The following is a 25,453-nucleotide window of genomic DNA, read 5'->3' on the forward strand; positions in this document are numbered from 1 at the left end:
GTATGGAAGTGATGCACGAGCGCAACGCTCACAACTTCCCCCTCGACCTGGCTGCTGCTGAGTCCACCCCCGTGGCTCTGACCGCACCTGCCATCGGCTGAGGTTGATCCTCAAACCAAACGGTTCAATCTCGGTTGAACCAGAAGCCCCCTCGCAAGAGGGGGCTTTTTGTTGCTTGGTGAATCGGGAAGGCAGCCGTTGAAGCGCGTTTCTCACTCCGGTGCTGTCCTATGAAAAACCCCCCGATCCAAAAGAAGTGCGGGGGGTCGGATTTCAGGCACCCCCCCTTTCGGGGTTGATGTCAGTGTTGCCTTGGTTCAAGCCATCTCGATAGCCCCAAATAGGGACATCTCTCCTTCCAGGAGAGAGCAATAGAGAGTTTGGGAATCCGAGGCCTAGTTCAGGCAGGCCATCGGGTGACGGTTGCCTACTCCCAGGGCTTTGGCCACGCCGGGATGGCAGACGGAGCCGCCGACGGTGTTCAGGCCTGAGACCAGTTCGGGCCGGTCGGTGACCGCTTCGATCAGGCCCCGACCGGCGATCGCCAGGATGTAGGGCAGGGTGACGCTGACCAGGGCTTCGGTGGAGGTGTAGGGCACGGCGCCGGGCATGTTGCCGACGGCGTAGTGCTGCACGCCATGGATGGTCACCACCGGATCGGTGTGGGTCGTCTCCCGGCTGGTGGCGATGCAGCCCCCCTGGTCGATGGCGACATCGACGATCACGGAACCCGGTTGCATCTGCTTCACCAGCTCTTCGCTCACGAGGGTCGGGGCGCGATCGCCCGGACGCAGCACCGCGCCGATGACCAGGTCGGCGCTCGGGATCAACCGCTCCAGGCGGCCAACGCTGCTGACCAGGCTCACCATCCGCCCTTGGCGTGCCGGCTCCAGTTGCCGCAGTCTCTCGGGGGAGAGATCGAGCAGCAGCACCTCCGCATCCATCGCGGCGGCGACCCGGGCGGCGTTCCAGCCGACACTGCCGGCCCCCAGGACCACCACTCGGGCCGGCCGCACCCCGGTGCAGCCGCCCATGAGAACGCCGCGTCCGCCGTGGGGTTTCTCCAGCAGATGGGCTCCCACCTGGGCGGCGAGCCGGCCGGCGATCTCGCTCATGGGCGCCAGCAGCGGCAGGCTGCCGTCGGAGAGCTGAACCGTCTCGTAGGCGATGGCGGTGGTGCCGGCCTCGATCAGGGCTTCGCCGACGGCGGGGTAGGCGGCGAGGTGCAGGTAGGTGAAGAGCACCTGATCAGCGCGCAGAAAGGGGAATTCCTCTGTCTGGGGTTCCTTGACCTTCACGACTAGGTGCGCCCCCCAGGCCTCCTCGCGGCTGACCAGTTCCGCCCCAGCGGCGACATAGGCCGCGTCCTCAATGCCAGCGCCGGCGCCGGCCCGGTGCTCCACCCGCACCGAGAGGCCATGGCTCACCAGCTCGCGCACGGCATCGGGCGTTAGCGCGACCCGCTGCTCATCGGGCTTGATTTCCCGTGGCACGCCGATGCTGGCGATCGGTGCGATGGAGCCGGCCATGGCAGACCTTCGATCACCTCCAAGATGGCGAGCTCAGGCCCCTCTGGCTACTGAGCGGCAGCTGCGATGGGCATTCGCCAACCGCTGCCGAAGGCCCGCTGGCTGAGCTTGAGCACCGGCGGGGCCTGGCGTCGCTTGAACTCCGCCCGGCGCAGCAGCCCCATCACCCGCTCGGCCAGGGCTGGGTCGGTTCCCTGCTGGGCCAACTCCTCGGGGCTTTGGTGCTCCTCCAGCAGGGCCTTCAGCAGCGGATCCAGCACGGCGTAATCCGGCAGGGAGTCGCTGTCTTTTTGATCGGGGCGCAACTCGGCACTGGGGGGCTTGGTGCGAATGGCGGAGCCGATCAATTCCCCCTCCGCCGGTAGGCCCAGCTCCTGGCGCACCGCTTGTGCGGCCTCGGAATCAATCCAGTCGCAGAGGTGAAAGACCGTTGACTTGTAGAGGTCACCGATCACCGCCAGACCCCCATTCATGTCGCCGTAGAGGGTGCAGTAGCCCACGGCCAGCTCGCTCTTGTTGCCGGTGGTGAGCAGCAGCTGTCCCTGTTGGTTGGCCACCGCCATCAACAGGGTGCCCCGGATGCGGGATTGCAGGTTTTCCGCCGTCACCCCCGCCGGCGTGCCCCCCAAGGGAGCGATCAAGGCGGCATCGAATCCACCCATCAAGCCCTCGATCGGCACCGTCTGGGTGCTGATCCCTAGGCGATTGGCGAGCTCCAGGGAGTCGTTGATGGAGCCCTCTGAACTCCAGGGGGAGGGCATCAGCAGCGCCTGCACCTGCTTGGCGCCCAGGGCCGCCGCCGCCAGCACCGCCACCAGGGCGGAATCGATGCCGCCGCTCAGTCCAAGCAGCGCTTTGCCGAAGCCGCATTTGCGCGCGTAGTCCCGTACCCCCAGCACCAGGGCCCTCAGCAGCAGTTCTTCGTCGCAGGGGATCGGTGCTGCAGCGGTGGCGTTGCCGAGTGTCCAGCAGGCCAGATCCGCTTTCCCAAACGCCAGCTGAGCGGCCACCTCGCCGTTTGCTGTGGTGGCGAAACTCCCGCCATCGAAGATCAGCTCGTCATTGCCTCCCGCCTGGTTGACGTAGAGCACGGGAGCCCCCAGGCGCTGGGCGGCACTCTTGGCCAGCTCTCGCCTGAGTTGCGGTTTGCCTTGGCCGAAGGGGGAGGCCGAGAGATTGATCAGCAGGTCAGGCTTCAGCGCCGCCAAGTCCCCCACGGGATCGCCCCCCAGGAGCCGTTGGCTGTGGAGCTGCTCCTCCACCCAGAGGTCCTCGCAGATGGTCAGGCCCAGGCGCCAGCGGCGTCCCTTCCGCTCGAGCTCCAGCAGGCAGGGCTCTTCGGCCGGGCGGAAGTAACGCCGTTCATCGAAGACGTCGTAGCTGGGGAGCAGACGTTTGCGGGCCACGATCCGCCAGGCGCCCTTCTCCACCAGGGCCACGCTGTTGAACAGATCGGGCTGCTGGCCATCGCTGACCGTCTCACTCACCCCCAGCAAGAGGCTCTGGCCGGTTGGCAGGTCACGGGCTAGCCCGTCCAGCACCGCGTCTTGTTTGTGCCGCAGGGACGGGCGCAGCAGCAGGTCCCGCGGGGGGTAGCCCCAGAGCGCCAGTTCTGATGAGACCACCAGGTCGGCACCGCCCTCTGCGGCGTGGCGGCAGGCCTCAAGCAGTTGAGCCCCGTTGCCGCTCAGGTCCCCCACCAGGGGATTGATCTGGGCCAGGGCGACGCGCATTAGGGGGCGAGCTTGGAGGTGAGGCCATAGAGATTGTGCTTGAGCAGTTCGGGCCAGAGCACTTCGGGAATCGAGCTGTTCTCTTGCCCGCCGCGAATGGCTGAGCTGGCGGTTGCTGGCACAGGCAGCTCCAGCAGCTCCACTTGGGCCCCCAGATCCCGCAGCCTCTCCAGGGCACCTGCCGCCATCGGGTGGCCCTGGCGCGGCACCACCGTCAGGCGGCAGCGCTGCAGCAGATCTGCCGCCCGATACCAACTGGGGATTTGAGCGGCGAGATCGCCCCCGACGACAAACACCAGCTGCCGATCCGGCCAGCGGATGGCGGCGCGATCGAGGGTCTCGATCGCTTTGGGACTGCTGAGGTCCTGCGCCAGCTGCACCTGGTCGTTGCCCAGGCTCTCGATCAAGGTCCCCAGGAGCTGGGCGCGGAGCTCCAGCGGTGCCCCGTGCTGCTTGAAGGGGTTGTCGCTGGCCCAGGCCGCCACCTGGCCGTAGCGCTGGGCCAGGCCAAGCAGCAGGGCCTGATGCCCTTCGGTCGGAGGGTCGGCGCTGGTGCCGAACAGGGCCAGTTCGCGGCTGCTCACGGCAACAGCTGGCCCGAGGGGATGGGGCCTCCACCCATGCGCTGCCACTGCTGCAGCCAGTCACGCACCTGGGGGTCTTGGCCGGCCAGGCGCCGCAGCAGCGAGGCGGGCCGAAAGCGCCCCCGCTGGGCGCTGCGCAGTAGCTCCGCCGCCGCCAGGCGTCCGGTCAGGCGGGTGCTGTAGACGGCCAGGGCCGCCTGGGCCATGGCCACCGGAGCCGCCGGCGCCAGGCTCAAGCCGCCACTCAGGGGGGCGGCCAGCAGCAGCACCTGCCGCAGTCCCCCGAGCAGCAGTTGGATGCCCAGTTGGGTTCCCCCCAGCAGGGCGTTTTGCGCCGAGAGTCGCGTCAACAGGGCCCGGGCGCCGCTGCTGCTCATCTCCAGGTCGTAGAGCTTGCAGAGCTGCAGCACCAGGGCGGTGTCGATCGCAAAGCCGCCGGCGAGATCCAGCAGCAGCAGCGGATTGGCGGCGACGCCGGTGGCTTTCATCGCCGCATAGCGGCCGATCAGCCCTTGGGCGGCGGCCTTGCCGCGTTTCAGGCGCCAGGCATGCAGGCTCTGGCTGAAACGATCCGCCGCCCGCAGTCCATTGAGGCCCAGCAGCAGGGAGCCCTGGTCCTGGAGCAGCTCCAGCAGGGCCCTGCGCAGTGGTGCGATCTGCGCTGGCTGGGGTTCGCTGCGCACGCGGCCCCCCTCCAGCAGCACCGCCCGCCGCGGGGCGGCGGCCACCGGCAGGATCTCCAGGTGCTGCGCCTGGCGGGGGAGGCGCGAGCGGATGCTCTCGATCAGCGCCGAGCGCTCGCCGCTCGGCCAGTTGTCGATGCGATTGAGCACCAGCAGCAGCGGTTTCCCGGCGCCCAGTAGCTGCTCGATCGCCTCGGCCTCCGGGGTCGTCAGGTCGCTGTCGAGCACCAGCAGGACCAGGTCGGCCCCCAGGGCGACCCGGGCCGCCAGGCGATGGCGGGCCCGGGCGGCAATCTCATCAATGCCCGGGGTGTCCACCAGCTCGATCTGGCTGAGATCGGGCACCTGGACCCCCCAGGTCTCGCGCTGCTGCTTGCGGGTGCAGCCGTGGGCCACGTCCGTGGCGAAGGCCGGCTTCTCCAGCAGGGCATTCAGCAGGCTGGATTTGCCCACGCCCACCCGGCCAAAGACCGCCACCCGCAGCCGCCGCTGCTTCAGCGCCAGCAACTGTTGATCCAGGGTGCGCAGCTCCGGCTCCAGCACCGAGCGCTCCCGATCGCTCAGGCGCAGGTCTCCCCGCCATTGCGAGAGCAACAGGGCGCAGCGTTCAGCGGTGGAGGGCTGAGGCAAGGGCAGGGGCCTGGTCGCCACGTATTGAAGCGGTTGTGCCATCGTCGCGCTCAGCACCGCTCGCTTCCATGTCGCTCGCTCCGGACGTCTTTGCCCAGCGCCGTGCTCGTTTCTTTCAGGCCCTTGGCGGCGCTGCTGCGGTGATTCCCGCGGCTCCGCTGGTGACGCATCACGCCGACTGCGAGTGGCCTTTTCGCCAGAACAGTGACTTCTGGTACCTGACGGGTTTCGATGAGCCCGACGCGGTTGCGCTGTTTCTGCCCCATCGGCCCGAGGGGGAGCGGTTTGTTCTCTTTGTGCAGCCCAAGGAACCCAGCGCCGAGGTCTGGATGGGCTTCCGGTGGGGCTGTGAGGGGGCCGTGGAGCGCTTTGGCGCAGACCTGGCCCACCCCCGCGAGGAGCTGGCGGAACGGTTGGCCGATTATTTGCGCGGTGCCGAAGGCATCGCCTTCCGGGTGGGCAAGCACCCCGAGGTGGAGCCCCATGTACTGCAGGCCTGGGCTGGTCAGCTCGACCGTGCCCCCCGCAGCGGTACGGCGGCCCTGGGCCTGGTGGCGCCCTGTCCGCTCCTGCATGCCCTGCGGCTGCGCAAGAGCCCCGAAGAAATCGCGCGGATGCGCGAAGCGGCCCGCATCTCCGCCGAGGCCCATGAACTGGCCCGCCAGGTGGTCCGCCCAGGGCTGAACGAGCGCCAGGTTCAGGGGGTGATCGAGCAGCACTTCCTCGAGCAGGGGGCCCGCGGCCCGGCCTACGGCTCGATCGTCGCCGGTGGGGACAACGCCTGCGTGCTGCACTACACGGCGAACAATGCGTTGCTGAAGGACGGCGATCTGCTCTTGATCGACGCCGGTTGCTCTCTGAACGACTACTACAACGGAGACATCACCCGCACCTTCCCAATCAACGGCCGCTTCAGCGCCGAGCAGCGCGCCCTCTATGACCTCGTGCTCGCGGCCCAGGAGGCGGCCGTGGCCGTCGTTGCTCCGGGGCAGACCGCTGAAGGCGTCCATGACACCGCCGTGCGCGTGCTGGTGGAGGGCTTGGTGGACCTGGGTCTGCTGCGGGGCGAGGTGGACGGGATCATCGAGCAGGGGGCCTACCGGCACCTCTACATGCATCGCACCGGCCATTGGTTGGGCCTGGACGTCCATGACGTCGGTGCCTATCGCCTGGGTGAGCACCATGTGGCCCTGGAGACCGGCATGGTGCTGACGGTTGAGCCAGGTCTCTACGTCAGCGATCGGCTGCCGGTCCCCGAGGGGCAGCCTGAGATCGAGGCGCGCTGGAAGGGGATTGGCATTCGGATTGAGGACGACGTGGCGGTGACCGACCACGGCCACGAGAACCTCACCGCCGCCGCCCTCAAGGCTCCGGCGGCCTTGGAGCGCTAGGCGATCGCCTGCTCCAACGCCGCCAACACAGCGGTGGTGTTGGCGATGACCGCATCAGCACCGGCGGCCCGCAGCTGCTCCTCATAGGCCCCGCGGCGCGGGCTGTTCTGGAGGTGCGGCGGGGCCACCGCCAGGCTGATGAAGCGTTGAGCGGGGCGCTCTTGGCGTGCCCGCACCACGGTGGTGACGTCAGCCACGGTGTCCCCCAGGTAGGCCACCGGCACGGTTGCCGCTGCCAGGGAGCCCGCCAGCCGCAGGAAGCCGCTGGGGTCCGGTTTGTCGGGGGCCTCCCCCATGGCGATGAGCGGCGGCTGCCTCAGGCCAAGGCGGGTCTCCAGCACGAAGCGGGCCGAGGGGGGCTCGGCGCCACTGACAAATCCCCAGGCCACATCCGCCGCTGAGAGAGAGGCAAAGAACGTGGGATCCACCAGCAACGGCTCGTTGCGGATGAAGCCCGCCCAAGCCGCTGGGTCACCCTCTGGATCACCACCGAAATAGAAGCTGTTGAAGACCTCTACCAGTGCCTCAAAGGCCGGGAGGTCTTGCTGACCCTGCCGGCGCAGCAACTCCAGGGAGGCCTCCCAGTCGTTGTTCCAGCAGCCCTCGGCCTTCAGGGCATCGATGCTCTCGGGGCTGGGCCGCTGGCCGCTGTAGTGATGCACCGTCTCCACGATGGCCTTGCGGTAGCTGCCTCCCACATCGCGGATCACGCCGTCGATGTCGAACAGGAGAACAGCGCGCGGGCTCAGGGGACTGGAGAACAGCGGCTGGTAGGTTAGTTGTTTGTCATTAAGCCTTGAGCGCGGACACCATGAGCACCGAGAGCGCTGAGAGCGCCGCGGCGACTGCTGCTACGACTGCCTCGACAGAAGCTCCGGCAACGGAGACCACTGAGGCTCGTCCGGTGCTGAGTGGTGCCAGCGCTGCCCTGGCGACCGCCACCATCGACGAGAACGGCGTTCCCTCCGGCCGTACCCCGAAGGCCGATGAGGGCCGCTTCCTGGTGAAGATCCTCTGGCTGCCCGACAACGTGGCCCTGGCCGTCGACCAGATCGTCGGTGGCGGCCCCAGCCCCCTGACCTCCTACTTCTTCTGGCCCCGTGAGGACGCCTGGGAAACCCTGAAGACGGAGCTGGAAGGCAAGAGCTGGATCACCGATAACGAGCGCGTTGAAGTCCTCAACAAGGCCACCGAGGTGATCAACTACTGGCAAGAGGAAGGCAAGGGCAAGAGCCTGGAAGAGGCCAAGCTCAAGTTCCCCGACGTCACCTTCTGCGGTACCGCCTGATTTGCGGTTCCCCCGTTTCCTTGGCCCCCGCAGAGCGGGGGCTTTTTTGTGCCTGCTCAGCGGCGCGGGCTGACCACTTGATCAAAGCTGCTGGCGGTGATCAGTCCCGGTTGGCTGGCGGTGTCCACGGTGAAGGAACGTGATTCCGCCTGGCTGGTGCCATCCGGATAGACGAAGGTCACGACCCCCTGCAGGGTGACCTTGCTGCCATCGCGGCTGATTTCCTGGAGGTTGTCGACGGCCACCCGTTGGAACTGGCTGAAGAAGGCGGGGTCGAACTGATCGGCGGCTTGGGGGCTGAAGAGTTGCTTGGCGGCAGCGGTGTTCCCCAGGGAGATGTCGTCGTACAGCTGGCGGACGGTCTCGATGGCCTGGTTCAACTGCAGTTGGGCTGGATCCAACTTGGGTTCGCTGGTGGCCGGCTCCGGTTCGGTTTGGGTGGGTTCGGGCTCGCTCACCAGGGCCGGCGCCGTTGCCGTGGAGGGCGTCATGGAGCGGTTGAGCAGCACCAGCCAGGTGAGGGCACCAACAACGCCCACCACCAGCACGCCAGCGATGAAGCTCAGCACTGCGACGACACCGCTGTTGGAGTGAACGGGGGTATCCACCACGGCGGTGGGCTCGTCCGGGAGGTCGCTGGGGATGGCCTGCCCATCGGGGGCCAGGCCCAGCAGGCCCCGCAGGACTTCGGCCATCCGCAGGCACAGGGCCGGGGCGAAGAGGGCGTCGAGCTCCTGCTGCAGCCGCAGGTTGAGTTGGGTTTCGCTGGGTAGGGGCGGCCGCTCGGCCACGGCCTCCTGGAAGGCGGCGGTTTGCACCAGGTGCTTCAGGGCCGGCAGCAGCAGCAGTTCGTTGTCTCCGCAAAAATCGCTGAGCAGCGCCTGGTAGCGGCGCACATCACTGCTGATCCCCCGCTCAAAGTCCGCCAGGATTTGGCGCCGCAGCTTCACGCCGAGCTGGTAGTCGTTCATGGTCGCGCCGGGGCGCGGGATGGCCCTTGAGTCTCGCTCGCCGCCTCCCATTGCGCCCGCAGGGCTTGCTCCAGGGCTGGGCAGATCTTCGGCTCCGCCTTGGCCCCAGGCGCGCTGCTGGCAATTAGGGCGCCCAGGGGATCTCGCTCGGGATGATCCAGCAGCGCCTGGGCTTGGGCGGGACTGCTCTTGAAGGCCAGGAATTGCTGGCGCCGTTGCTTGAGGCTGGCCTCAATCCGCTCGGGGTGCTGGCAGAGCTGTTGGATCTCGAGGGCCAGCGGATCAGGGGCCTTGGGCCACCACCAGAGGCCCCCCGCGATCAGGGCTGCGGCAGCGCCCAGGGCGGTGAGGACCCCCGCCTTCCCGCGCCGGGCTGGTTCGCTGCGCTGGGCGATGGCAACGGAGACATCGTCACCGCTGCCTTGGGCCGTGATTTCCTCCAATCCCTGGACCAAGGCCTCCCCCTGGATCTCCAGCATCTGCTGGCAGAGCTGCAGGAAGTCCCCATCGGTGGCGCAGGACTTGCGCACCCCATCGGTGCAGAGCACCAGGGCGGTTGTGGGGAGGGCGGACTGGAGTTGGACCCGCGATGACCAGGCATCCAGGGCTTCGCTTTGGCAGAGGCTCAAGGTGGCCTCTCCTGTGGCGTTGCTCAGTTGCTCCTGGTTCACCAGACGGGCGTCCCCATCGGCGTGGATCTCCACGAGGTCCCAATCGCCGATGCCGGTGCAGCCCCACCAGTCGGGGCTCAGCAGGACCAATCCCAGGGTGCAGCCGTAGAGCGCGCTGGAGAAGGCTTCGTCCGCTGAAGCGGCCTGGCTGCTCCAGTGCTCCTCGATCGCCCGGAGCCAGCGCTGCTGAATCGCGGTGGGCAGCTCCTGCGCGAGCTGCCGGCGCCAGCCGTCTTGATCCTGGAGGGAGAGCGTCCTGGCCAGCGCCGCGACCGACTCCTCTGCCGCAGCGCAGGCCAGCTGGCTACCCACATCGCTGAGGCGATAGCGGCTGCCGCCATGGCCATCGGAGACCAGCAGCAGTTGCAGCTCAGGGCCGACTTGGCAGACCCGGGAGGCGTCTTGGCAGGGTTTGCCCTGCCGCCGGTGGGCGGCGCCGATCACGCTGCAATGGCGTGCGCCAGTCCAGGCGGGTCTCACCACACCAGTGGACCGACGTCGTCGACGGGGTCCAGCAGGGTCGGCGGCAGATCCGGCAGGGGAATGTTGCCTGCGTCCTGCGGCGTGTCATCCAGCCGGCTGGCGGGCATGGAGGCCGCTCCGACCACGGCGGTCGAGGCCCATTGGATGTACTGCGCCAGGGTTGTGGCATTGCTGGCCTGCAGCGGTCGCCGCGGCGACTTGCCGCCACCGCTGGGCTCAGGACCAATGAACTGCTGCAGCACCTCGAGGTCGGCGTCATGGCCCATGGCAATCGCCAGGCGCACGGCCTTCTGGGCCCAGGGCTGACGCATCAGCTGGCTCAGCCCCGCATCGAAGTCGTCGGTGGGTTGGCCATCGGAGATCAGCACCAAGACCGGGGGCAGAGCCCGCTCCTCCATCGGCGGGGACTGCAGCACGCCGGCCACCAGCTCCAGCGCTTCCCCCATGGCGGTGATGCCACCGGCCTCGAGATCACGCCACTGCAGCTCCTGCACGGGTGTGGGCTCGGCCAGATGCCAGGCGGCGCCATCGGCAAAACGCACGGCCCGCACCAGCACCCGGGCTTCAGGGTTTTGCTCGGCCACCTCCGCCATGCCCGGCAGGGACTGCCGGATCGCCTGATTCAGGGCCTGCATCTTGCCCTGGGCGGCCATGGAGCCGGAGCAATCGCAGAGGTAGATGAAGTGCAGCGGGCGGTTGCTGAGGCGAACGTTGGGGAAGGGCATGGCTTATCTGCGGATCGGGGTGATCGGCCCGGCCTGGGTGCTGAGCTGCTGCAGGGCCGCGACATTACAGGTTTTGCCCGGCTCCACCTCGAGCAGCTGGCCGTTGCTCAACTGGCCTTGCCAGGCCGTTGCTCCGAGGTTCCTGAGACCGACAACGCTTGGGTCCGTGGGGTGGCCGACCAGTTGCGCCAGGGGCTGATCGAGCCGCTCGCTGTCGCGTCCATCGAAGTGATGGGGGTAGAGGTCATTGCCTGGGCAGGCCGCCACCTGTCCTCGGGGGAGCTGCAGTTGCAGGACTGCCGGGTTGGTGTGACCGCAGCTCCAGCAGGGTCCGCTGTGGAAGAGCTCTTCGCCGCAGTGCTGACAGAGGCGGCGTTGGTCCAGGCAGCGCGCGAGCACCTGTTTCCACTGCCCGGTCAGGGGGCGCATGCCGGGTTGCCGAAGCCCCGCGCCAAAGCTCGTCTCAAACAGCTGCTGCAGGCTCCGCGGGTAGATCGGCCAGGTCAGCAAGGCCGCGGCGTGTTCCTCCGGATCAGGCCGGTTCGCGGGGTTCTCTGGATCAAAGATGAACAGGGCCTCCTCGCCGTAGAGCCGGCGCCGGGCCGGTTCATCGAGGCAGCGGATCGCCAGTTCCTGTCGCCCGCGGAAGGGGTCGTGGCGGGTGAGCAGCCGAAAGAGCAGCACGGCCAGGCTGAATTGATCCGTGCTGGCACTGGGCTTGGCTGCCCCCAGCAGCACCTCCGGGGCCATGAATCCTGGGGTCCCGAGCACGCTGCCGGCGCCCTGGCCGTCGATCGCGACGTTGTCGTTGTCGCAGATCAGGATCGCGCCATCGCCCGGCCTGAGGAAGAGGTTTCCCAGGGAGATGTCCTTGTAACAGAGCCCCTTGAGGTGGAGTTCGTGGAAGGCATCGGCCAGATGAAAGCAGGCCCGCAGGATGTTCTGCAGGCTGATCTCCATCCGCCCGCCGGCATGGAGATGGGCCCCCTGAAAACCACTGGGACGCAGGGGCATCAAGTAGCCAAAGCCTGGCTCTTGGCAGCGGATCAGGGGCCGACTCTCGGCGCTGGGCTCCAGCAGTGCCATGGGCCAGAGAAAGGCGCCGTTGGGAGCCCCCAGGCGAATGCTTTGCTGCAGGCGCTGCCGCAGCAGTGGGTCGCGGGCGATGCAACTGGGGAAGTACCACTTCAGGGCGAGCTCCTCCGCACCGCAGCGCACGGCGTAGACCTGCCCCTGGGTTCCGCCCCCCAGGAGGCGCGTGAGTTCAAGGGGTTGATCGAGGCCGTCGAACGGCAGGCGTGTCCCCAGCGGCAGCAGGCTGTTCATCGGCCCTGGCTGGCGAGGGCCTTGCGGATGCCGTTGCGATGGGCCAGGGCCGTGCGGCGGTTGGCAAAGCCATGGCGTAGGGCACGGCCATCCCGCAGCACCACCACCAGGCTGTGGTCCTTGCGGGAGCCCAGCACGATCCAGCCGCCCAGGGCGCCGAGTTCTAAAGGCCAGAAGATCAGGGGGAAGGGCAGCAACAGCAGCCCCCCGAGGCAGAGCAGTAACCACCAGCTGAAGACATGGGGATGGCGCGGCAGGCTTTGCACCCCGGCCGAGAGGATCTCAGCCAGCTCCACTGTTTCCCCATCCACATCGATCCGGCGGGTAGTGGCTGCGGGTTTGGAGACGGGGGCAGCGGGTTTGGCGATCGGCGCGGTGATCAGCTCGAACTGCAGCACGGGGCCCTGGAGTCCCAGCCGGATCTCATCGCCGTCCTCGAGCTGGCGGCACTGCTGAATCCGTTGCCCTTCGAGGAAGGTGCCGTCGTTGCTCTGCCACTCGCAGATCAACCAGCCCTGTGTTTGCGAGAACCGGACGACGGCGTGGTGATCGGAGACCCCGGTTTGGCTGGCGAGGCAGAGCCGATTGCTCGCCGCCTTGCCGATCGTCAGGGGCTGTTTGGGATCGAGGGGCGCGGCTTTGCTGGGATCGCTGGCGAGCAGCAAACGCGCTTTGGGGGCGCTCATCGCTCTCCTCGCCGGCGGGCCCACCAGAGTCTCCAGTCATCGCGCAGGTCGTTCCAGAGGCCGCCATCCCCCTCGCGATAGGGCACGACACGCCCGGGGAAGAGGACCGCTTTGCTGGCCAGCGCCAGCGCCACGAGCACCATCAACAGCAGGATCCAGCCCGGGATCGCACCCACCCAGGTGAAGGCAAAGAAGGCCCGCAGGGCATAGAGCCCGATCGTGATCGCCAACCAGAGGCGGAAGGGCTCCCAGGGGTCCCGTTGACGCTGCACCGAAGGGGGGCGGAGGTGGGCTGGTCTTAGCCTATGGCTGGACTGCAACACCCGCCTGAGCACCTCCTCTCGCTTGGATCGTCTTGCCTCACCGGCCGTTCGGGAGGCTTGGAAAGACTTTGCCCGTGCAGCCCTTCGCGGACCTTGGCGAGAGCGGCCCGAGGCGGTGCGGAGCACCCTGCCTGCATTGCTGGAACACCAGGCGCGCCTGGAGCTCTGGGGGAAGGACGGGAAGATCCAGGAGCTCGAGCTTGAGCCCAGGCGTTATCGCCTGGGCCGTGATCCGGCCTGCGAGCTGCCGTTGAGCGATCCGAGTCTCAGCCGGGTGCACGCGATCCTTGAGAAGGAGCGTCCCAGCGACCGGGACTTTGCCTTGGAGGACTTTGGTTCCTCCAATGGCCTGTTCCATCGGGATCGTCGGATCCGCTGGATTCAGCTGCGGGATGGGGATGCGGTGCAGCTGGGCTCGCCCCTCAAGGGCCAGGCGCCTGAGCTGCGCTACGTCCATCCCCGCAGCCCCCTGGAGCAGGCGATTCGCCTGGTGGGCATCACGGCCTTGGCGGGCTCAGCCCTGTTGGTGAGTGGCATGCTGCTGGCCGCCAGCATTGGCGGCGGCTCCCGGATCCGCAGCATCGACGGTCCGGTCAAGATCTTTGCGGCCGATGGTCAGCAGGTGGATGCCAAGGAGGGGGCCTCCACGGCGCTGCCGTCCTTGCAGTCCTATCCGCTGCACCTGCGCCAGGCCCTGCTGGCCTCCGAGGAGGCCCGCTTTGGTTGGAACAGCGGCATCGACCTGTTCGGCACCCTGCGCTCCGCTGTGTTGGGGAGCGGCGGCGGCAGCGGCCTCACCCAACAGGTGGCGCGCATGGTCTACCCGGAGGTGGGGCGCGACCTAAGCCTGACCCGCAAGCTGCGCGAGCTATGGGTGGCCCTGCAGCTGGAGGTGGGCTTCAGCAAGAACCAGATCCTCAAGCTCTATCTCGATCGCGCCTACCTGGGCCTGGGGACCGAAGGCTTTGAGCAGGCGGCCCAGCTCTACTTCCGCAAGTCCGCCAGCGATCTGGACGTCGGCCAGTCGGCCTTTTTGGTGGGACTGCTTCCCAGCCCGAACGGCTACAGCCCCTGCAACCTCGAGGACCCAGGTGCGGGCCTGGAGCGCCGCAACCTGGTGCTGAAGCTGATGCACGAGCAGGGTTGGTTGAGCGATCAGGGCCTGATCGATGCCCAGCGGCGGCCCCTGAACATCGATCCCTCGGCCTGCCGGGAGTCGAGCTTCAGCAGTTACCCCTTCTTCAGCGACTACGTCATTGGTGAGCTCGAGGGCACCCGCTTTGGTTTGAACCTCAGGGGCGGTGATGGGGCTGGCAATTACGCGGTGGAGAGCACGATCAACCCCAAGCTGCAGCAGTTGGCCCAGGAGCAGCTGAAGCGTTTTTTGGAGGGGCCCGCGGCCGCGGCGGGGCTGACCCAGGGGGCGCTGATCAGCCTGAATACCGAGACCGGCGACATCCTGGCCTACGTCGGCGGTGGCGATTACAGCCGCTCGAGTTTTGATCGGGTTCAGGCCCTGCGCCAGCCCGGCTCGACCTTCAAGTTGTTCCCCTTCCTGGCGGCCTTGGCCGCCGGCGTCTCACCGTCCGAGTCCATCTCCTGTGCCCCACTGGACTATGTGGGGGGCTGCCGTCAGTCCGCCGGAGCGATCAGCGTGGCCGCGGGTCTGGCGGGTTCGGAGAACGTGGTTGCCCTGCGGCTGGCGGAGCGGGCGGGGTTCTCCCAGGTGCTCAAGCTGGCGCGACGGCTGGGCATTTCGACGCCCCTGGACGCGGACTACAACACCATGCTGGGCGGCCGGGAGACCTATCTCTACGAGATGGCCCGGGCCTATGCCGTGGTCGCGAACGGGGGGAGATCGGTGCCCGTGCACGGGGTCAGCCGCATCTATGACCTGGGCATCTGCCGATCGCTGAAAAGCCTGGACCGCTGTCCGGCCCGGGGTGTGACGACCCCGATTGGAGAGCGATCTCGCCAGTTGATCCGGCCGGAGGTGGCTGCGGCGATGGATCAGATGTTGGCTGGGGTGGTCCAGGGCGGAACGGGCAGAGCGGCGGCGGTGGTCCCGGATGCTCGCGGCAAGACCGGCACCACCAACAACGGCGTGGATGCCCTGTTCATCGGCTACTCCCCCTCGCTGAAGGTTCTGACGGCGATTTGGATGGGGAACGACGACAACCGTCCCGCCTCAGGAGCGAGCGGTGGCTTGGTGGCGCAGCTTTGGGGGCGCTACATGCAGCAGGCCGCTAGAGCCCTGCCTGCAGCCGGCTGATCAGGGCCCAGACCAGGCCGAGGATCAGTCCCCAACTGCAGCTGGAGGCCAGCAGGCGTTGCAGGGCCGTGCTGCGTTCCTCGGGTTGCTGGCGAGGGAGCTGCCAGCCCAGTTGCAGGGCCCCCACCAACAGCAGCAGTACCCAAGCCGGGATGCTCAGCCCCAGGGGACGAAAGACCAAGAGCTTCCAGTGCAGCAGGCTGGAGCCGGCCGCCAGGCCGATCAAGGCACAGACCGGCCCGGCGGATCCGCTCCAGGTTCGTTGGACGCTCCAGCGTTGGGCGCAGAGTGCGGCCAGGCCCAGGCAGGCCAGGGCCGTCAGGCTGTAGCGCAGGATCACCTGGCCGAGGGGCAGGGGCGAGTTCCCCAGGACGATCAGCAGCACGGCCAGATTCACCGCGGCTTCGAGACCGCTGCCATGGACCCAGGGGGAACTGATCCAGCGCCAGACCTGCCGCGGTTGTGAGGCCTGCTCGCTGCTCAGACTCCAGCGTCGCCTCAGGCTGCTGCGCCACGGTCCGACGGCCAGGCCGGCCAGGCTCAGCACCAGCACCAGACCCCCGCTCCAGCCCCAGCCATCAAAGATCAGCCGGTCCAGTTCCTGGCCGAACCAGCTCAGCACCAAGGCGCCGCAGGCTGAGAGGGCCAGCCCTGGGGCGAGTGGTTCCAGACCCTTGAGGGCCGTTGCGGCAGGAGCGGCCGCAACGCTCTGGCGCGGTGGGGCGGTTGCAGGCTCGGGCTTGCTTGTCCCGCAGGCGGCGTCGAGCAGATCCTGAAGCTCGCTTTGGACCTCGGCGGAGTAGGTCTGTCGAATGTGTGCCCCCAGGCTGGCGCGGGCACTGGTTTGGCTGGCGCCGCTGCCATGGAGCAGCTGCAGCAGCAGGGGTTGGTTGGCAAGGTCGCGAATCGGACCCTTCAGCGCGTCCTCCGCGCCGAGGGCATCGATGAGGCGATTGGCGATCGCCCGTCCGCTTTGCAGCGCCTCAGGGTTCTGGATCTGCCATTGGCGCAGCTGCCTGCCGAGAGTCGTGCCGAGGCCCATGGCTTGGGATCTGTGGGCTGAGCATAAAAAAGCGCCCCATTTGGGGCGCTGGTGCGTGCAACTGAAGGCAGCGCTCAGTTGTTCAGGGTTGCCGCTTGAACCCGAGCGCGGGCACGGGAGACGGCTTGTTGGGCCTTGAGCTTCTCGGTGCTGGCGGCCTGACCTTCGAACTGGTTGGCAGCAGCGGTGGCGGCTTCCAGTTCTTTGTTGGCTTCGTCAGCGTTGATAGCGCTACCGAGTTCAGCGGTGTTCACCAGGACGGTGACTTCATCCGCTTCGATCTCGGCAAAACCACCCTGGAGGGCGATGGCTTTCCAGTCGTTGTTCTCGCGCACACGCAGCACCCCGTAGTCGAGGGCGGTGAGCAGGGAGACGTGACCGGGAAGAATGCCCAGTTGGCCCGTGGTGGAGGGAAGGATCACTTCGTCGGCAGGGCCGTCGAAGACGCTCTGGTCTGGAGCCAGAACGCGGAGGGTGAGAGACATCAGCTAACGCTCCGGATCAGCCTTTGGCGTCGGCTTGGATCTTGGCCGCCTTGGCCTTCACTTCGTCGACGTTGCCCACCAGATAGAAGGCAGCCTCGGGCAGGTGATCCAGTTCACCGGAGAGAACCATGTTGAAGCCCTTGATGGTGTCCTCGAGCTTCACGTACTTACCGGGCATGCCGGTGAAGATCTCAGCCACGAAGAAGGGCTGGGAGAGGAACTTCTCGATCTTGCGAGCGCGGTCCACGGTGCGACGGTCGTCTTCGGACAGTTCGTCCAGACCCAGAATCGCAATGATGTCCTGGAGCTCCTTGTAGCGCTGCAGGGTGGACTGCACGGCGCGGGCGGTGCGGTAGTGCTCGTCACCCACAACGGAGGGCTGGAGCATGGTGCTGGTGGAATCCAGGGGATCCACAGCGGGGTAGATGCCCTTGGAAGCCAGGCCGCGGCTCAGCACGGTGGTGGCGTCCAGGTGAGCAAAGGTGGTAGCCGGTGCGGGGTCGGTCAGGTCGTCCGCAGGCACGTACACAGCCTGAATCGAGGTGATGGAGCCCTCGAGGGTGGAGGTGATGCGCTCCTGCAGTTGACCGACGTCGGTGCCCAGGGTGGGCTGGTAGCCCACAGCGGAAGGCATGCGGCCCAGCAGTGCGGAGACTTCGGAGCCGGCCTGAACGAAGCGGAAGATGTTGTCGACGAACAGCAGCACGTCCTGCTTGTTCACGTCGCGGAAGTGCTCAGCCATGGTCAGAGCCGAGAGACCGACGCGCATGCGGGCGCCGGGGGGCTCGTTCATCTGGCCGTAGCAGAGGGCCACCTTCGACTTGGAGAGGTCCTCGGCGTTGATCACGCCGGATTCCTTGAATTCCTCGTAGAGGTCGTTGCCCTCGCGGGTGCGCTCACCCACGCCACCGAACACGGACACACCGCCGTGCTCTTTAGCGATGTTGTTGATCAGCTCCTGGATCAACACGGTCTTGCCCACGCCGGCACCGCCAAAGAGGCCGATCTTTCCGCCCTGGCGGTAGGGAGCCAGCAGGTCGATCACCTTGATGCCGGTCTCGAACACCTTGGGCTTGGTCTCGAGGTCGGTCAGCTTGGGAGCTTCGCGGTGGATGGGGGCGGTGGTGGTGGTCTTCACCGGACCCTGCTCGTCAACGGGCTCACCGAGCACGTTGAAGATGCGGCCGAGGGTGGCCTCACCCACGGGCACGGAAATCGGAGCACCGGTGTCCAGGGCGCCCATGCCGCGGACCAGGCCGTCGGTGCCGCTCATGGCGACGGCGCGGACGCGGTGGTCGCCGAGCAGCTGTTGAACCTCAGCGGTCAGAGCAACGTCTTGACCAGCCGAGTTTTTGCCCTCAATGCGGAGAGCGTTATAGATCTTTGGCAGCTTGCCGGCCGGGAATTCAACGTCGATCACCGGTCCGATCACCTGCCGGACGATGCCTTTGGTGCCGGTGGCAGTAGCAGCAGCCATTTAAAGGAGAAGTCGCAGGACGCACAGCGGGACGCAGCCCGCCTGAAGCGGCGCAAACATACCACCGCGCCCCTGCACCCCGTCACCCCTCCCCTGCCCTGTTCGGTCACCCGCCCCGCGGGGTGGTTGTGGACTCGGGAAGCGCGCCCATAACTTGGCACTCAGGGGATGTGAGTGCTAACTCGCGTTCCTAGGCGTTTTTACGCCGCGACCCTGGCAGCGTCTCTGGCGCCATGCCAATGGTTTCGCCAACCAACCCGAATTCCATCCATGGCTGCTGTTTCCCTCAGCGTTTCCACCGTCAAGCCCCTGGGCGATCGCATCTTCATCAAGGTCTCTGAGTCCGAAGAGAAGACTGCCGGTGGCATCCTTCTGCCCGACACCGCCAAAGAAAAGCCCCAGGTGGGCGAGGTGGTTCAGGTGGGCCCCGGCAAGCGCAACGACGACGGTTCCCGTCAGGCTCCTGAAGTGAGCGTTGGCGACAAGGTGCTCTACAGCAAGTACGCCGGCACCGACATCAAGCTCGGCAGCGACGAGTACGTGCTCCTCTCCGAGAAGGACATCCTGGCTGTCGTCAACTGAGCCTCAACACCGTCTTCTAACCACCCCTACCGCGAGATTCGCCTCCCATGGCTAAGCGCATTATTTACAACGAGCAGGCCCGCCGCGCCCTCGAAAAAGGCATCGACATCCTGGCTGAGGCGGTTGCCGTGACCCTCGGTCCTAAGGGCCGCAACGTCGTCCTCGAGAAGAAGTTCGGCGCTCCTCAGATCATCAACGACGGCGTCACGATCGCCAAGGAGATCGAGCTCGAGGATCACATCGAGAACACCGGTGTCGCCCTGATCCGTCAGGCCGCCTCCAAGACCAACGACGCCGCCGGTGACGGCACCACCACCGCGACCGTCCTGGCCCACGCCATGGTCAAGTCCGGTCTGCGCAACGTTGCTGCTGGCGCCAACGCCATCACCCTGAAGAAGGGCATCGATAAGGCCGCTGAATTCCTGGTCGAGAAGATCAAGGAGAACGCCAAGCCCATCAGCGACTCCAACGCCATCGCCCAGGTCGGCACCATCTCCGCCGGCAACGACGAGGAAGTCGGCCGCATGATTGCCGACGCCATGGACAAGGTCGGCAAAGAGGGTGTGATCTCCCTCGAGGAAGGCAAGTCGATGACCACCGAGCTGGAGGTCACCGAAGGCATGCGCTTCGACAAGGGCTACATCTCCCCTTACTTCGCCACCGACACCGAGCGGATGGAAGCGGTTCTGGAGGAGCCCTACATCCTGCTGACCGACAAGAAGATCGGTCTGGTGCAGGACCTGGTGCCCGTGCTCGAGCAGATCGCTCGCACCGGCAAGCCTCTGCTGATCATCGCTGAGGACATCGAGAAGGAAGCCCTGGCCACCCTGGTGGTCAACCGTCTGCGTGGCGTCCTGAACGTGGCGGCTGTGAAGGCCCCTGGCTTCGGCGATCGCCGTAAGGCCATGCTCGAGGACATCGCTGTTCTGACCAACGGTCAGCTGATCACCGAGGACGCCGGCCTCAAGCTGGAGAACGCCAAGCTGGAGATGCTGGGCACCGCCCGCCGCATCACCATCAACAAGGACACCACCACCATCGTGGCCGAAGGCAACGAGGTGGCTGTGAAGGCCCGCTGCGAGCAGATCCGCAAGCAGATGGATGAGACCGACTCCACCTACGACAAGGAAAAGCTGCAGGAGCGTCTGGCCAAGCTGAGCGGCGGTGTGGCCGTGGTCAAGGTGGGTGCCGCCACCGAGACCGAGATGAAGGACAAGAAGCTGCGCCTGGAAGACGCCATCAACGCCACCAAGGCGGCCGTTGAAGAGGGCATCGTTCCTGGCGGTGGCACCACCCTGGCTCACCTGGCTCCCGCCCTCGAGGATTGGGCCAAGGCCAACCTGTCCGGCGAAGAGCTGATCGGCGCCACCATCGTGGCTTCCGCTCTGACCGCTCCCCTCAAGCGCATCGCTGAGAACGCCGGTGTGAACGGCTCCGTCGTGGCCGAGCACGTCAAGAACAAGCCCTTCAACGAGGGCTACAACGCCGCCGTTGGTGAGTACGTCGACATGCTGGCTGCCGGCATCGTGGACCCCGCCAAGGTGACCCGCTCCGGTCTGCAGAACGCTGCCTCGATTGCAGGCATGGTTCTGACCACCGAGTGCATCGTGGCTGACATGCCCGAGAAGAAGGAAGCAGCTCCTGCCGGCGGCGGCATGGGCGGCGGCGACTTCGACTATTGAGGCCGGTCGGGGAGAGGGTGACCCCTCCCCGATGAACCTTCAGTCATTGCAATGCATCTGGGGCACATTCGTGCCCCTTTTTTGTGCCTATCGCTCGGCGTCGATCAGGGCGATCCAAGTCCTGCCAGTAACACTTATCTAGGCGCTGCAATGCAGAGCTATGCCACAGGGTTGCTTTTGTCTTGGCGCGAGGGCGAGCTGGTGCGGGTGCAGTTGCTCGCCATTGAGCAGGGGAATGGGCGTGAAGAGGCGGACGTATTGTTTCGGCTATATGAGTCTTGGCTGTGCCGCGTCCTGGTGCTTTTGCTGCGAACTTCAGGCCTGAGGTTCTCGATCGCTTTCGGGAGCTCTGCCGGCGGCAGGGCAGGCAGTACACCAAGGTTCTTGAGCGCCTTGCGGAGGTGTATCTAGAGACGGAGGGTGCTGTTCTAGATGGAGCGGTCTCCGCTGGACCGGCGGACCCCGATCGGAAGAAGCGGCTGGTCCAGGTGGAGTCACTTCAGAACAAGCTGCTGGAGGACCTCTTGAAGCGAGTGGAGCTTCTCGAGAAGCAGAAGGTGAAGACGGACTATGAGATCGAGCGTGTTCAGAAGAGCGTTGCTTTTCTGCGCTCCGGTCTTCAAGAGCCCGACTCCAAGGGCTGAAGACTTAGGGGCTTTGAGTCACCCGTGTTCGAATGAAGGCCTGCTTTCCCAGGTCTTTCATGCTCGCTTTTCGTCGCTGGTTGAAGGAATTCACGGAGTTCTTCTTTCAGAAGGGCAATGCCCTGAACCTGGCCATTGCGGTGGTGGTGGGCACCCAGTTTCAGCAGATCGTCGATGCGCTCACGAAAGACCTGTTGATGCCATTGGTGAATCCCCTGATTCGCAATGGCGGCTGGGAAAAGTGGGAGATTCCCTATGCCGGTGGGCAGCTCCTGATTGGACAGGCCCTGAATGTGCTGCTCAATTCCCTGATTGTGGGCTGGGTGCTGTTCTTCATTGTTAAGGCGATCAACCGGTCCCAGCGCATGGCCTCGGCGGGGATGGATCGCCTGCGTGCTGCCCAGGGCGGGGAAGCCGAGGTCTGAGCGGACACCGATCGTCCAGGACCCATGAAAGTGTTCGCAGCGAACAGTCCGTCTCCTGCGTTGTCTGAAACGGTAGCCGTCATCACCGAATGAGTTCGCGTGCCGTTTCTTTCGCGACAGCGCCGATTGCTGATCGCTGCTTTCACCGTTCCTGCGCTGCAGTTCCTGCTGGGTGCTTTCTTGCCAGCCCAGGCGGCAGAAGCCTCGCTGGATAGCTCCGACAACACATTGCTGCTGATCTCGGCAGCAATGGTTCTGTTGATGACCCCTGGTCTGGCCTTCTTCTACGGCGGCTTTGTTCAGGGGCGCAATGTCCTCAACACGATGGCGATGAGCTTCGTGATGATGGGCATCGCCACCTTGGTCTGGGCCAGCTTTGGTTTCAGCTTGGCCTTCGCCGATGGCGGTGCGGCCCAGGCGGTGGTGGGGAACCCCTTCACCTTTGCCCTGCTCGAGCGTCTGCCGGAGGTCTGGGATGGTCTTGCGGTTCCCGGTCTGACCTTTGCCCTGTTCCAGGGCATGTTCGCGATCATCACGCCGGCCCTGATCTCCGGTGCCCTGGTGGAGCGCATCAGCTTCCGCTTCTGGTGCCTGTTCACGCCGATCTGGCTGTTGCTGGTCTATTCCCCGCTGGCCCACATGGTCTGGGGCGGCGGCTTCCTGGGCAAAGATCTCGATTTCGCCGGTGGCACCGTCGTGCACATCAGCTCCGGTGTGACCGCACTGGTGCTGGCCGGTCTGATCGGTGCGCGCCGTCAGTGGCCCAAGGCGATCCGTCCTCCCCATGACGTGACCCAGATCCTGCTGGGTACCGGGTTGCTCTGGTTTGGTTGGTTCGGCTTCAACGGCGGCAGCCAGCTGGCCGTTGGCGGCGCCGAGATTCCCTTCACCACCACCCACGTCGCTGCTGCTGCGGGTCTGGTGGCCTGGTCGGTGGTGGAGACCTGGCGCGACGGCAAGCCCACCGCCGTTGGCATGGCCACCGGGGCTGTGGCTGGCTTGGTGGGCGTGACCCCCGCCGCTGGTTTTGTGACCATCGGCTCGGGCATGGCCATCGGTGCGATCACCGCCGTCCTCTGCTACATCTCGGTCCAGGTCAAGGTGAAGCTGCGCTTTGACGATTCCCTCGACACCTATGCCGTCCATGGCGTCGGCGGTACCGCGGGTGCCCTGCTCACCGGCGTCTTTGCCAACGCTGAGTTGATCGCCTCCCACCCCGCCGGCCAGGTCCTGGCGGAACAGGGCCGTGGAGCCCTGGTGCTGGGTCAGCTGCAGGCGGTGCTGGTGGCCTATGGCCTGGCTGCCCTTGGCACCTTCTTGATTGCCGGTGTCTTGCGGGGTCTTGGTGTTCAGTTCCGTGTCGGCGAAAACGCTGAAAACCTCGGCGTTGATGTGGCTGAACACGGCGAAGAGGCCTACGCCGAGCGCGTCGGTTCGCCTCAGCTGTTCTGAGCACAGCATCCACAAGCAAGCCCGGGGTGCAGCGCATCCCGGGCTTTTTGCTGTCTTGTCTTAGGCGTTGGGCGTAAAGCTCAGCGCCACCCCGTTGTTGCAGTAGCGCTTGCCGGTCGGGCGAGGACCGTCACCGAAGACGTGACCTTGATGGCCGCCGCAGCGGCGGCAGTGGTATTCGGTCCGGGGGACGATCAATTTGAAGTCCACCTTGGTCTCGATCGCATTGGCCAGGGGCTCCCAGAAGCTGGGCCAGCCGGTGCCGCTGTCGTACTTCGCCTTGGAGCTGAACAGCGGTAGATCACAACCGGCGCAGTGGAAGATGCCGGCGCGTTTCTCGTTGTTCAGGGGGCTGGAGAAAGGGCGCTCGGTCCCCTCCTGACGCAGGACCTGGTACGCCGCTGGAGACAGGCGTGCCTTCCACTGGGCATCCGTGAGTTGCCACTGCGGATCAGCTGCCTTGCTGGCAGCATCCGCCGATTTGCCGCCCACCAGCAGGGCCAAGGAGGCGAGCAATCCCCGTCGTGTCATCGCGTTAGAGACCTTTGAACCAGCCGGCGCTGAGGGCCGTGGCCAGTCCCATGAAGATGGCGAGCAGGGTCCAGGTGATGCGGTTCAGGGTCGCCTCGGCGCTGCGGGCGCTGCTGAACATCGAGCTGCCGCTGGAGGCGATGCCACCCATGCCATCCCCCTTGGGGCTGTGCAGGAGAACGGTGATCACCAGCAGTGCACCACTGCTGAGCCAGATCCAGGTGAGGGTGGTTTGAATCATCGATGCAGCCTAGGCAGTGACTAGACGCCGAGGGTCTGAGGGATGCGGCTCGGTTGGCTTGGGCTGCCCAGGGGCGTGATCAGGGAGGCGCCAGTCATACGGCTCGGCTGCTCCAGGCCCAGGATCTCCAGCAGGGTCGGGGCCACATCCGCCAGGCCACCACCACTGCGCAGTTCGACGGCGGTGCCGTGGCCGGGGATCTTGCGCTTTTCTCCCTCCACAAGGATCAAGGGGACGGGGTTGGTGGTGTGGGCGGTCCAGGGCAGGCCATCGGGGCCTTCCATCAGCTCGGCGTTGCCGTGGTCGGCGGTGACGATCAGGGTGCCGCCCATGCGGTTGGTGGCCTCCAGCAGGCGGCCCACGCTCCGGTCGACTGCGCCGATGGCTTCAACGGTGGCTTCCATCGCCCCGGTGTGCCCCACCATGTCGGGGTTGGCGTAGTTGATCACCACCAGGGAGTAAATCCCTTTGTTGACCGCGGAGATGCAGTTGTCGGTCAGCTGCTCGGCGGACATCGCTGGAGCCTGGTCGTAGGTGGCGACGCGAGGGGAGGGGACCAGGTGACGGTCCTCGCCGGGGTAGGGCTGCTCGATGCCCCCATTCATGAAGTAGGTGACGTGGGGGTACTTCTCGGTTTCTGCAGTGCGGAACTGCCGCAGCCCGGCTTCGGAGACCACCTGACCCAGCAGACCATCAAGGGACTCAGGGGGGAAGGCCACGCTCACCGGCAGGCCGGCTTCGTATTGGGTGAAGGTAACGACGTTGAGGTCGGGGATGAACGTCCGCTCAAAGCCATCGAAGCCTTCCACCACAAGCGCTTTGACCAGCTGACGGACGCGGTCAGGGCGGAAGTTGAACAGCACCACACCGTCCCCGGATTCGATCGCGCCGGGAGCCAGTCGGGTGGGCTCGAGGAATTCGTCGTAGATCTCCTCGCCGTAGGACGCCTTCAGGACCTCCTGGGGCGAGAGTTCGCTGATCGTTCCCTCTTCGGTGAGCAGGCGGTAGGCCTTTTCGGTGCGCTCCCAGCGGTTGTCACGATCCATCGCCCAGTAGCGCCCGCAGAGGGTGCTGATCCGGCCGATTCCTGCCTTCTCGATCTGGGCTTCGATCGTGTTGAGGAAAGGCTCGGCGCTTTGCGGCGGGGTGTCACGGCCATCGGTGATGGCGTGGATGCAGACCTCCTTGAGGCCGCGGGCCTTGGCCCATTGCAGCAGGCCCCCCAGGTGGTCGATGTGGCTATGGACGCCACCGTCGGAGCAGAGGCCGATCAGATGCAGCGTCTTGCCACTAGCCCGGAGTTGATCGGCCAGGGCGTTGAGTTCTGCGTTCTCAGCGATGCTGCCGTCGCGCACGGCCTGGCTGATGCGCACCAGTTCCTGGCGAATGATGCGGCCGGCGCCGATGGTCAGGTGACCGACTTCCGAGTTGCCCATCTGATCGTCCGGGAGGCCGACATCGGCGCCGCTGGCTTCGATCAGGGTGTGGGGATAGGCATGCCAAAGGGCATCCATCACCGGGGTTTGGGCCGCCCGGATGGCGTTATGGCTGTCGTCGTGGCGGTAGCCCCATCCATCCAGGATGCAGAGCACAACAG

Annotated in this window: 25 protein-coding genes; 8 read left to right on the forward strand and 17 right to left on the reverse strand. The window is 66.1% G+C overall.

The window, feature by feature from the left end:
- Positions 1–395: 395 nt before the first annotated feature.
- From ald to QZ186_RS02785, 4 genes are read right to left on the reverse strand one after another with little or no spacing between them, the layout of a single operon-like run.
- Positions 396–1,529, reverse strand: coding sequence for an alanine dehydrogenase (gene ald, locus QZ186_RS02770; RefSeq protein ID WP_296415692.1), 1,134 nt, complete (start codon positions 1,527–1,529; stop codon positions 396–398).
- Between the two features lie 47 nt (positions 1,530–1,576).
- Positions 1,577–3,262 carry an NAD+ synthase gene (locus QZ186_RS02775; RefSeq protein WP_296415693.1) on the reverse strand — a complete coding sequence of 562 codons (1,686 nt, stop codon included), beginning with the start codon at positions 3,260–3,262 and terminating at the stop codon, positions 1,577–1,579.
- On the reverse strand, positions 3,262–3,846 hold the full coding sequence (locus tag QZ186_RS02780) for a nicotinate-nucleotide adenylyltransferase (protein ID WP_296415695.1): 585 nt from the start codon (positions 3,844–3,846) through the stop codon (positions 3,262–3,264). Before QZ186_RS02780 ends, QZ186_RS02775 begins: the two co-directional genes overlap by 1 nt.
- Complete coding sequence (locus QZ186_RS02785) at positions 3,843–5,201, reverse strand: GTP-binding protein (RefSeq protein ID WP_247477108.1); 1,359 nt, start codon at positions 5,199–5,201, stop codon at positions 3,843–3,845. The genes QZ186_RS02780 and QZ186_RS02785 overlap by 4 nt, the downstream gene beginning before the upstream one ends.
- Positions 5,202–5,227: 26 nt before the next feature.
- On the opposite strand from QZ186_RS02785, the gene QZ186_RS02790 reads away from it, so the two are divergent.
- Positions 5,228–6,550 (forward strand): aminopeptidase P N-terminal domain-containing protein, encoded by a 1,323-nt coding sequence (locus QZ186_RS02790; protein ID WP_296415699.1) that lies wholly within the window; start codon positions 5,228–5,230, stop codon positions 6,548–6,550.
- Here QZ186_RS02790 and QZ186_RS02795 read toward each other — a convergent pair.
- Complete coding sequence (locus tag QZ186_RS02795; RefSeq protein WP_296415787.1) at positions 6,547–7,299, reverse strand: TIGR01548 family HAD-type hydrolase; 753 nt, start codon at positions 7,297–7,299, stop codon at positions 6,547–6,549. The two genes, QZ186_RS02790 and QZ186_RS02795, sit on opposite strands and share 4 nt — an antisense overlap.
- Positions 7,300–7,361: 62 nt before the next feature.
- Between QZ186_RS02795 and QZ186_RS02800 the strand changes: the two genes are divergently transcribed.
- Positions 7,362–7,838 (forward strand): 30S ribosomal protein PSRP-3, encoded by a 477-nt coding sequence (locus QZ186_RS02800; protein WP_247477117.1) that lies wholly within the window; start codon positions 7,362–7,364, stop codon positions 7,836–7,838.
- A 56-nt stretch (positions 7,839–7,894) separates the two neighbouring features.
- On the opposite strand, the gene QZ186_RS02805 is transcribed toward QZ186_RS02800, so the two are convergent.
- From QZ186_RS02805 to QZ186_RS02830, 6 genes are read right to left on the reverse strand one after another with little or no spacing between them, the layout of a single operon-like run.
- Positions 7,895–8,809: a hypothetical protein gene (locus QZ186_RS02805; RefSeq protein WP_296415703.1), complete on the reverse strand. Its 915-nt coding sequence runs from the start codon at positions 8,807–8,809 to the stop codon at positions 7,895–7,897.
- On the reverse strand, positions 8,806–9,924 hold the full coding sequence (locus QZ186_RS02810) for a PP2C family serine/threonine-protein phosphatase (RefSeq protein WP_296415704.1): 1,119 nt from the start codon (positions 9,922–9,924) through the stop codon (positions 8,806–8,808). Before QZ186_RS02810 ends, QZ186_RS02805 begins: the two co-directional genes overlap by 4 nt.
- A 32-nt stretch (positions 9,925–9,956) precedes the next feature.
- Positions 9,957–10,688, reverse strand: a complete 732-nt coding sequence (locus QZ186_RS02815; RefSeq protein ID WP_010315348.1) for a VWA domain-containing protein — start codon at positions 10,686–10,688, stop codon at positions 9,957–9,959.
- Positions 10,689–10,691: 3 nt separating this feature from the next.
- The gene (locus QZ186_RS02820; protein WP_296415705.1) at positions 10,692–12,014 is read right to left on the reverse strand and encodes a protein kinase; all 1,323 of its coding nucleotides are present in this window, start codon (positions 12,012–12,014) and stop codon (positions 10,692–10,694) included.
- Positions 12,011–12,700: an FHA domain-containing protein gene (locus QZ186_RS02825; RefSeq protein ID WP_296415706.1), complete on the reverse strand. Its 690-nt coding sequence runs from the start codon at positions 12,698–12,700 to the stop codon at positions 12,011–12,013. Before QZ186_RS02825 ends, QZ186_RS02820 begins: the two co-directional genes overlap by 4 nt.
- A complete protein-coding gene (locus tag QZ186_RS02830) occupies positions 12,697–12,972 on the reverse strand; it encodes a hypothetical protein (RefSeq protein WP_010315354.1) in 276 nt (91 codons plus the stop codon). Before QZ186_RS02830 ends, QZ186_RS02825 begins: the two co-directional genes overlap by 4 nt.
- Positions 12,973–13,045: 73 nt before the next feature.
- Here QZ186_RS02830 and QZ186_RS02835 point away from each other — a divergent pair, with 73 nt between their 5' ends.
- Positions 13,046–15,295 carry a transglycosylase domain-containing protein gene (locus QZ186_RS02835; RefSeq protein ID WP_296415708.1) on the forward strand — a complete coding sequence of 750 codons (2,250 nt, stop codon included), beginning with the start codon at positions 13,046–13,048 and terminating at the stop codon, positions 15,293–15,295.
- On the opposite strand, the gene QZ186_RS02840 is transcribed toward QZ186_RS02835, so the two are convergent.
- The 3 genes from QZ186_RS02840 to atpD form a co-directional block, all read right to left on the reverse strand.
- On the reverse strand, positions 15,270–16,337 hold the full coding sequence (locus QZ186_RS02840; RefSeq protein ID WP_296415710.1) for a rhomboid family intramembrane serine protease: 1,068 nt from the start codon (positions 16,335–16,337) through the stop codon (positions 15,270–15,272). The genes QZ186_RS02835 and QZ186_RS02840 overlap by 26 nt on opposite strands.
- 74 nt (positions 16,338–16,411) lie before the next feature.
- Complete coding sequence (gene atpC / locus QZ186_RS02845; protein ID WP_010315359.1) at positions 16,412–16,822, reverse strand: ATP synthase F1 subunit epsilon; 411 nt, start codon at positions 16,820–16,822, stop codon at positions 16,412–16,414.
- Positions 16,823–16,838: 16 nt separating this feature from the next.
- Complete coding sequence (atpD, locus tag QZ186_RS02850) at positions 16,839–18,299, reverse strand: F0F1 ATP synthase subunit beta (RefSeq protein ID WP_296415713.1); 1,461 nt, start codon at positions 18,297–18,299, stop codon at positions 16,839–16,841.
- A 270-nt stretch (positions 18,300–18,569) separates the two neighbouring features.
- On the opposite strand from atpD, the gene groES reads away from it, so the two are divergent.
- The 5 genes from groES (at position 18,570) to QZ186_RS02875 (ending at position 23,084) form a co-directional block, all read left to right on the forward strand.
- Complete coding sequence (gene groES / locus QZ186_RS02855) at positions 18,570–18,881, forward strand: co-chaperone GroES (protein ID WP_010315361.1); 312 nt, start codon at positions 18,570–18,572, stop codon at positions 18,879–18,881.
- 47 nt (positions 18,882–18,928) lie between these two features.
- Positions 18,929–20,563 carry a chaperonin GroEL gene (gene groL, locus QZ186_RS02860; RefSeq protein ID WP_296415714.1) on the forward strand — a complete coding sequence of 545 codons (1,635 nt, stop codon included), beginning with the start codon at positions 18,929–18,931 and terminating at the stop codon, positions 20,561–20,563.
- 284 nt (positions 20,564–20,847) lie between these two features.
- Complete coding sequence (locus tag QZ186_RS02865) at positions 20,848–21,207, forward strand: hypothetical protein (protein ID WP_296415788.1); 360 nt, start codon at positions 20,848–20,850, stop codon at positions 21,205–21,207.
- 59 nt (positions 21,208–21,266) lie between these two features.
- Positions 21,267–21,632 carry an MscL family protein gene (locus QZ186_RS02870; RefSeq protein ID WP_247477135.1) on the forward strand — a complete coding sequence of 122 codons (366 nt, stop codon included), beginning with the start codon at positions 21,267–21,269 and terminating at the stop codon, positions 21,630–21,632.
- A 126-nt stretch (positions 21,633–21,758) separates the two neighbouring features.
- Positions 21,759–23,084: an ammonium transporter gene (locus QZ186_RS02875; RefSeq protein ID WP_296415716.1), complete on the forward strand. Its 1,326-nt coding sequence runs from the start codon at positions 21,759–21,761 to the stop codon at positions 23,082–23,084.
- A 60-nt stretch (positions 23,085–23,144) separates the two neighbouring features.
- Here QZ186_RS02875 and msrB read toward each other — a convergent pair whose 3' ends face one another.
- The 3 genes from msrB to gpmI are packed head-to-tail and all read right to left on the reverse strand — an operon-like array spanning position 23,145 to position 25,448.
- Positions 23,145–23,615, reverse strand: a complete 471-nt coding sequence (gene msrB, locus QZ186_RS02880; RefSeq protein WP_296415717.1) for a peptide-methionine (R)-S-oxide reductase MsrB — start codon at positions 23,613–23,615, stop codon at positions 23,145–23,147.
- Positions 23,616–23,619: 4 nt separating this feature from the next.
- On the reverse strand, positions 23,620–23,856 hold the full coding sequence (secG, locus tag QZ186_RS02885) for a preprotein translocase subunit SecG (RefSeq protein ID WP_010315367.1): 237 nt from the start codon (positions 23,854–23,856) through the stop codon (positions 23,620–23,622).
- A 20-nt stretch (positions 23,857–23,876) separates the two neighbouring features.
- Entirely contained in the window at positions 23,877–25,448 is a 1,572-nt protein-coding gene (gene gpmI / locus QZ186_RS02890) for a 2,3-bisphosphoglycerate-independent phosphoglycerate mutase (protein ID WP_296415718.1), read from the reverse strand.
- Between the last annotated feature and the right edge of the window lie 5 nt (positions 25,449–25,453).

The sequence above is a fragment of the Vulcanococcus sp. DEBay_Sum29NL08_54 genome (assembly GCF_017859255.1).
Lineage (GTDB): Bacteria > Cyanobacteriota > Cyanobacteriia > PCC-6307 > Cyanobiaceae > Vulcanococcus.

What these genes read in the sequence shown, in the direction of transcription:
- QZ186_RS02825 (WP_296415706.1), bottom strand. Translation starts at nt 12,700, where the DNA reads ATGAGCGCCCCCAAAGCGCGTTTGCTGCTCGCCAGCGATCCCAGCAAA.
- QZ186_RS02800 (WP_247477117.1), top strand. Translation starts at nt 7,362, where the DNA reads ATGAGCACCGAGAGCGCTGAGAGCGCCGCGGCGACTGCTGCTACGACT.
- secG (WP_010315367.1), bottom strand. Translation starts at nt 23,856, where the DNA reads ATGATTCAAACCACCCTCACCTGGATCTGGCTCAGCAGTGGTGCACTG.
- QZ186_RS02870 (WP_247477135.1), top strand. Translation starts at nt 21,267, where the DNA reads ATGCTCGCTTTTCGTCGCTGGTTGAAGGAATTCACGGAGTTCTTCTTT.
- groES (WP_010315361.1), top strand. Translation starts at nt 18,570, where the DNA reads ATGGCTGCTGTTTCCCTCAGCGTTTCCACCGTCAAGCCCCTGGGCGAT.
- groL (WP_296415714.1), top strand. Translation starts at nt 18,929, where the DNA reads ATGGCTAAGCGCATTATTTACAACGAGCAGGCCCGCCGCGCCCTCGAA.
- QZ186_RS02805 (WP_296415703.1), bottom strand. Translation starts at nt 8,809, where the DNA reads ATGAACGACTACCAGCTCGGCGTGAAGCTGCGGCGCCAAATCCTGGCG.
- ald (WP_296415692.1), bottom strand. Translation starts at nt 1,529, where the DNA reads ATGGCCGGCTCCATCGCACCGATCGCCAGCATCGGCGTGCCACGGGAA.
- QZ186_RS02790 (WP_296415699.1), top strand. Translation starts at nt 5,228, where the DNA reads ATGTCGCTCGCTCCGGACGTCTTTGCCCAGCGCCGTGCTCGTTTCTTT.
- atpD (WP_296415713.1), bottom strand. Translation starts at nt 18,299, where the DNA reads ATGGCTGCTGCTACTGCCACCGGCACCAAAGGCATCGTCCGGCAGGTG.
- QZ186_RS02785 (WP_247477108.1), bottom strand. Translation starts at nt 5,201, where the DNA reads ATGGCACAACCGCTTCAATACGTGGCGACCAGGCCCCTGCCCTTGCCT.
- atpC (WP_010315359.1), bottom strand. Translation starts at nt 16,822, where the DNA reads ATGTCTCTCACCCTCCGCGTTCTGGCTCCAGACCAGAGCGTCTTCGAC.
- QZ186_RS02840 (WP_296415710.1), bottom strand. Translation starts at nt 16,337, where the DNA reads ATGGGCCTCGGCACGACTCTCGGCAGGCAGCTGCGCCAATGGCAGATC.
- QZ186_RS02820 (WP_296415705.1), bottom strand. Translation starts at nt 12,014, where the DNA reads ATGAACAGCCTGCTGCCGCTGGGGACACGCCTGCCGTTCGACGGCCTC.
- msrB (WP_296415717.1), bottom strand. Translation starts at nt 23,615, where the DNA reads ATGACACGACGGGGATTGCTCGCCTCCTTGGCCCTGCTGGTGGGCGGC.
- QZ186_RS02775 (WP_296415693.1), bottom strand. Translation starts at nt 3,262, where the DNA reads ATGCGCGTCGCCCTGGCCCAGATCAATCCCCTGGTGGGGGACCTGAGC.
- QZ186_RS02815 (WP_010315348.1), bottom strand. Translation starts at nt 10,688, where the DNA reads ATGCCCTTCCCCAACGTTCGCCTCAGCAACCGCCCGCTGCACTTCATC.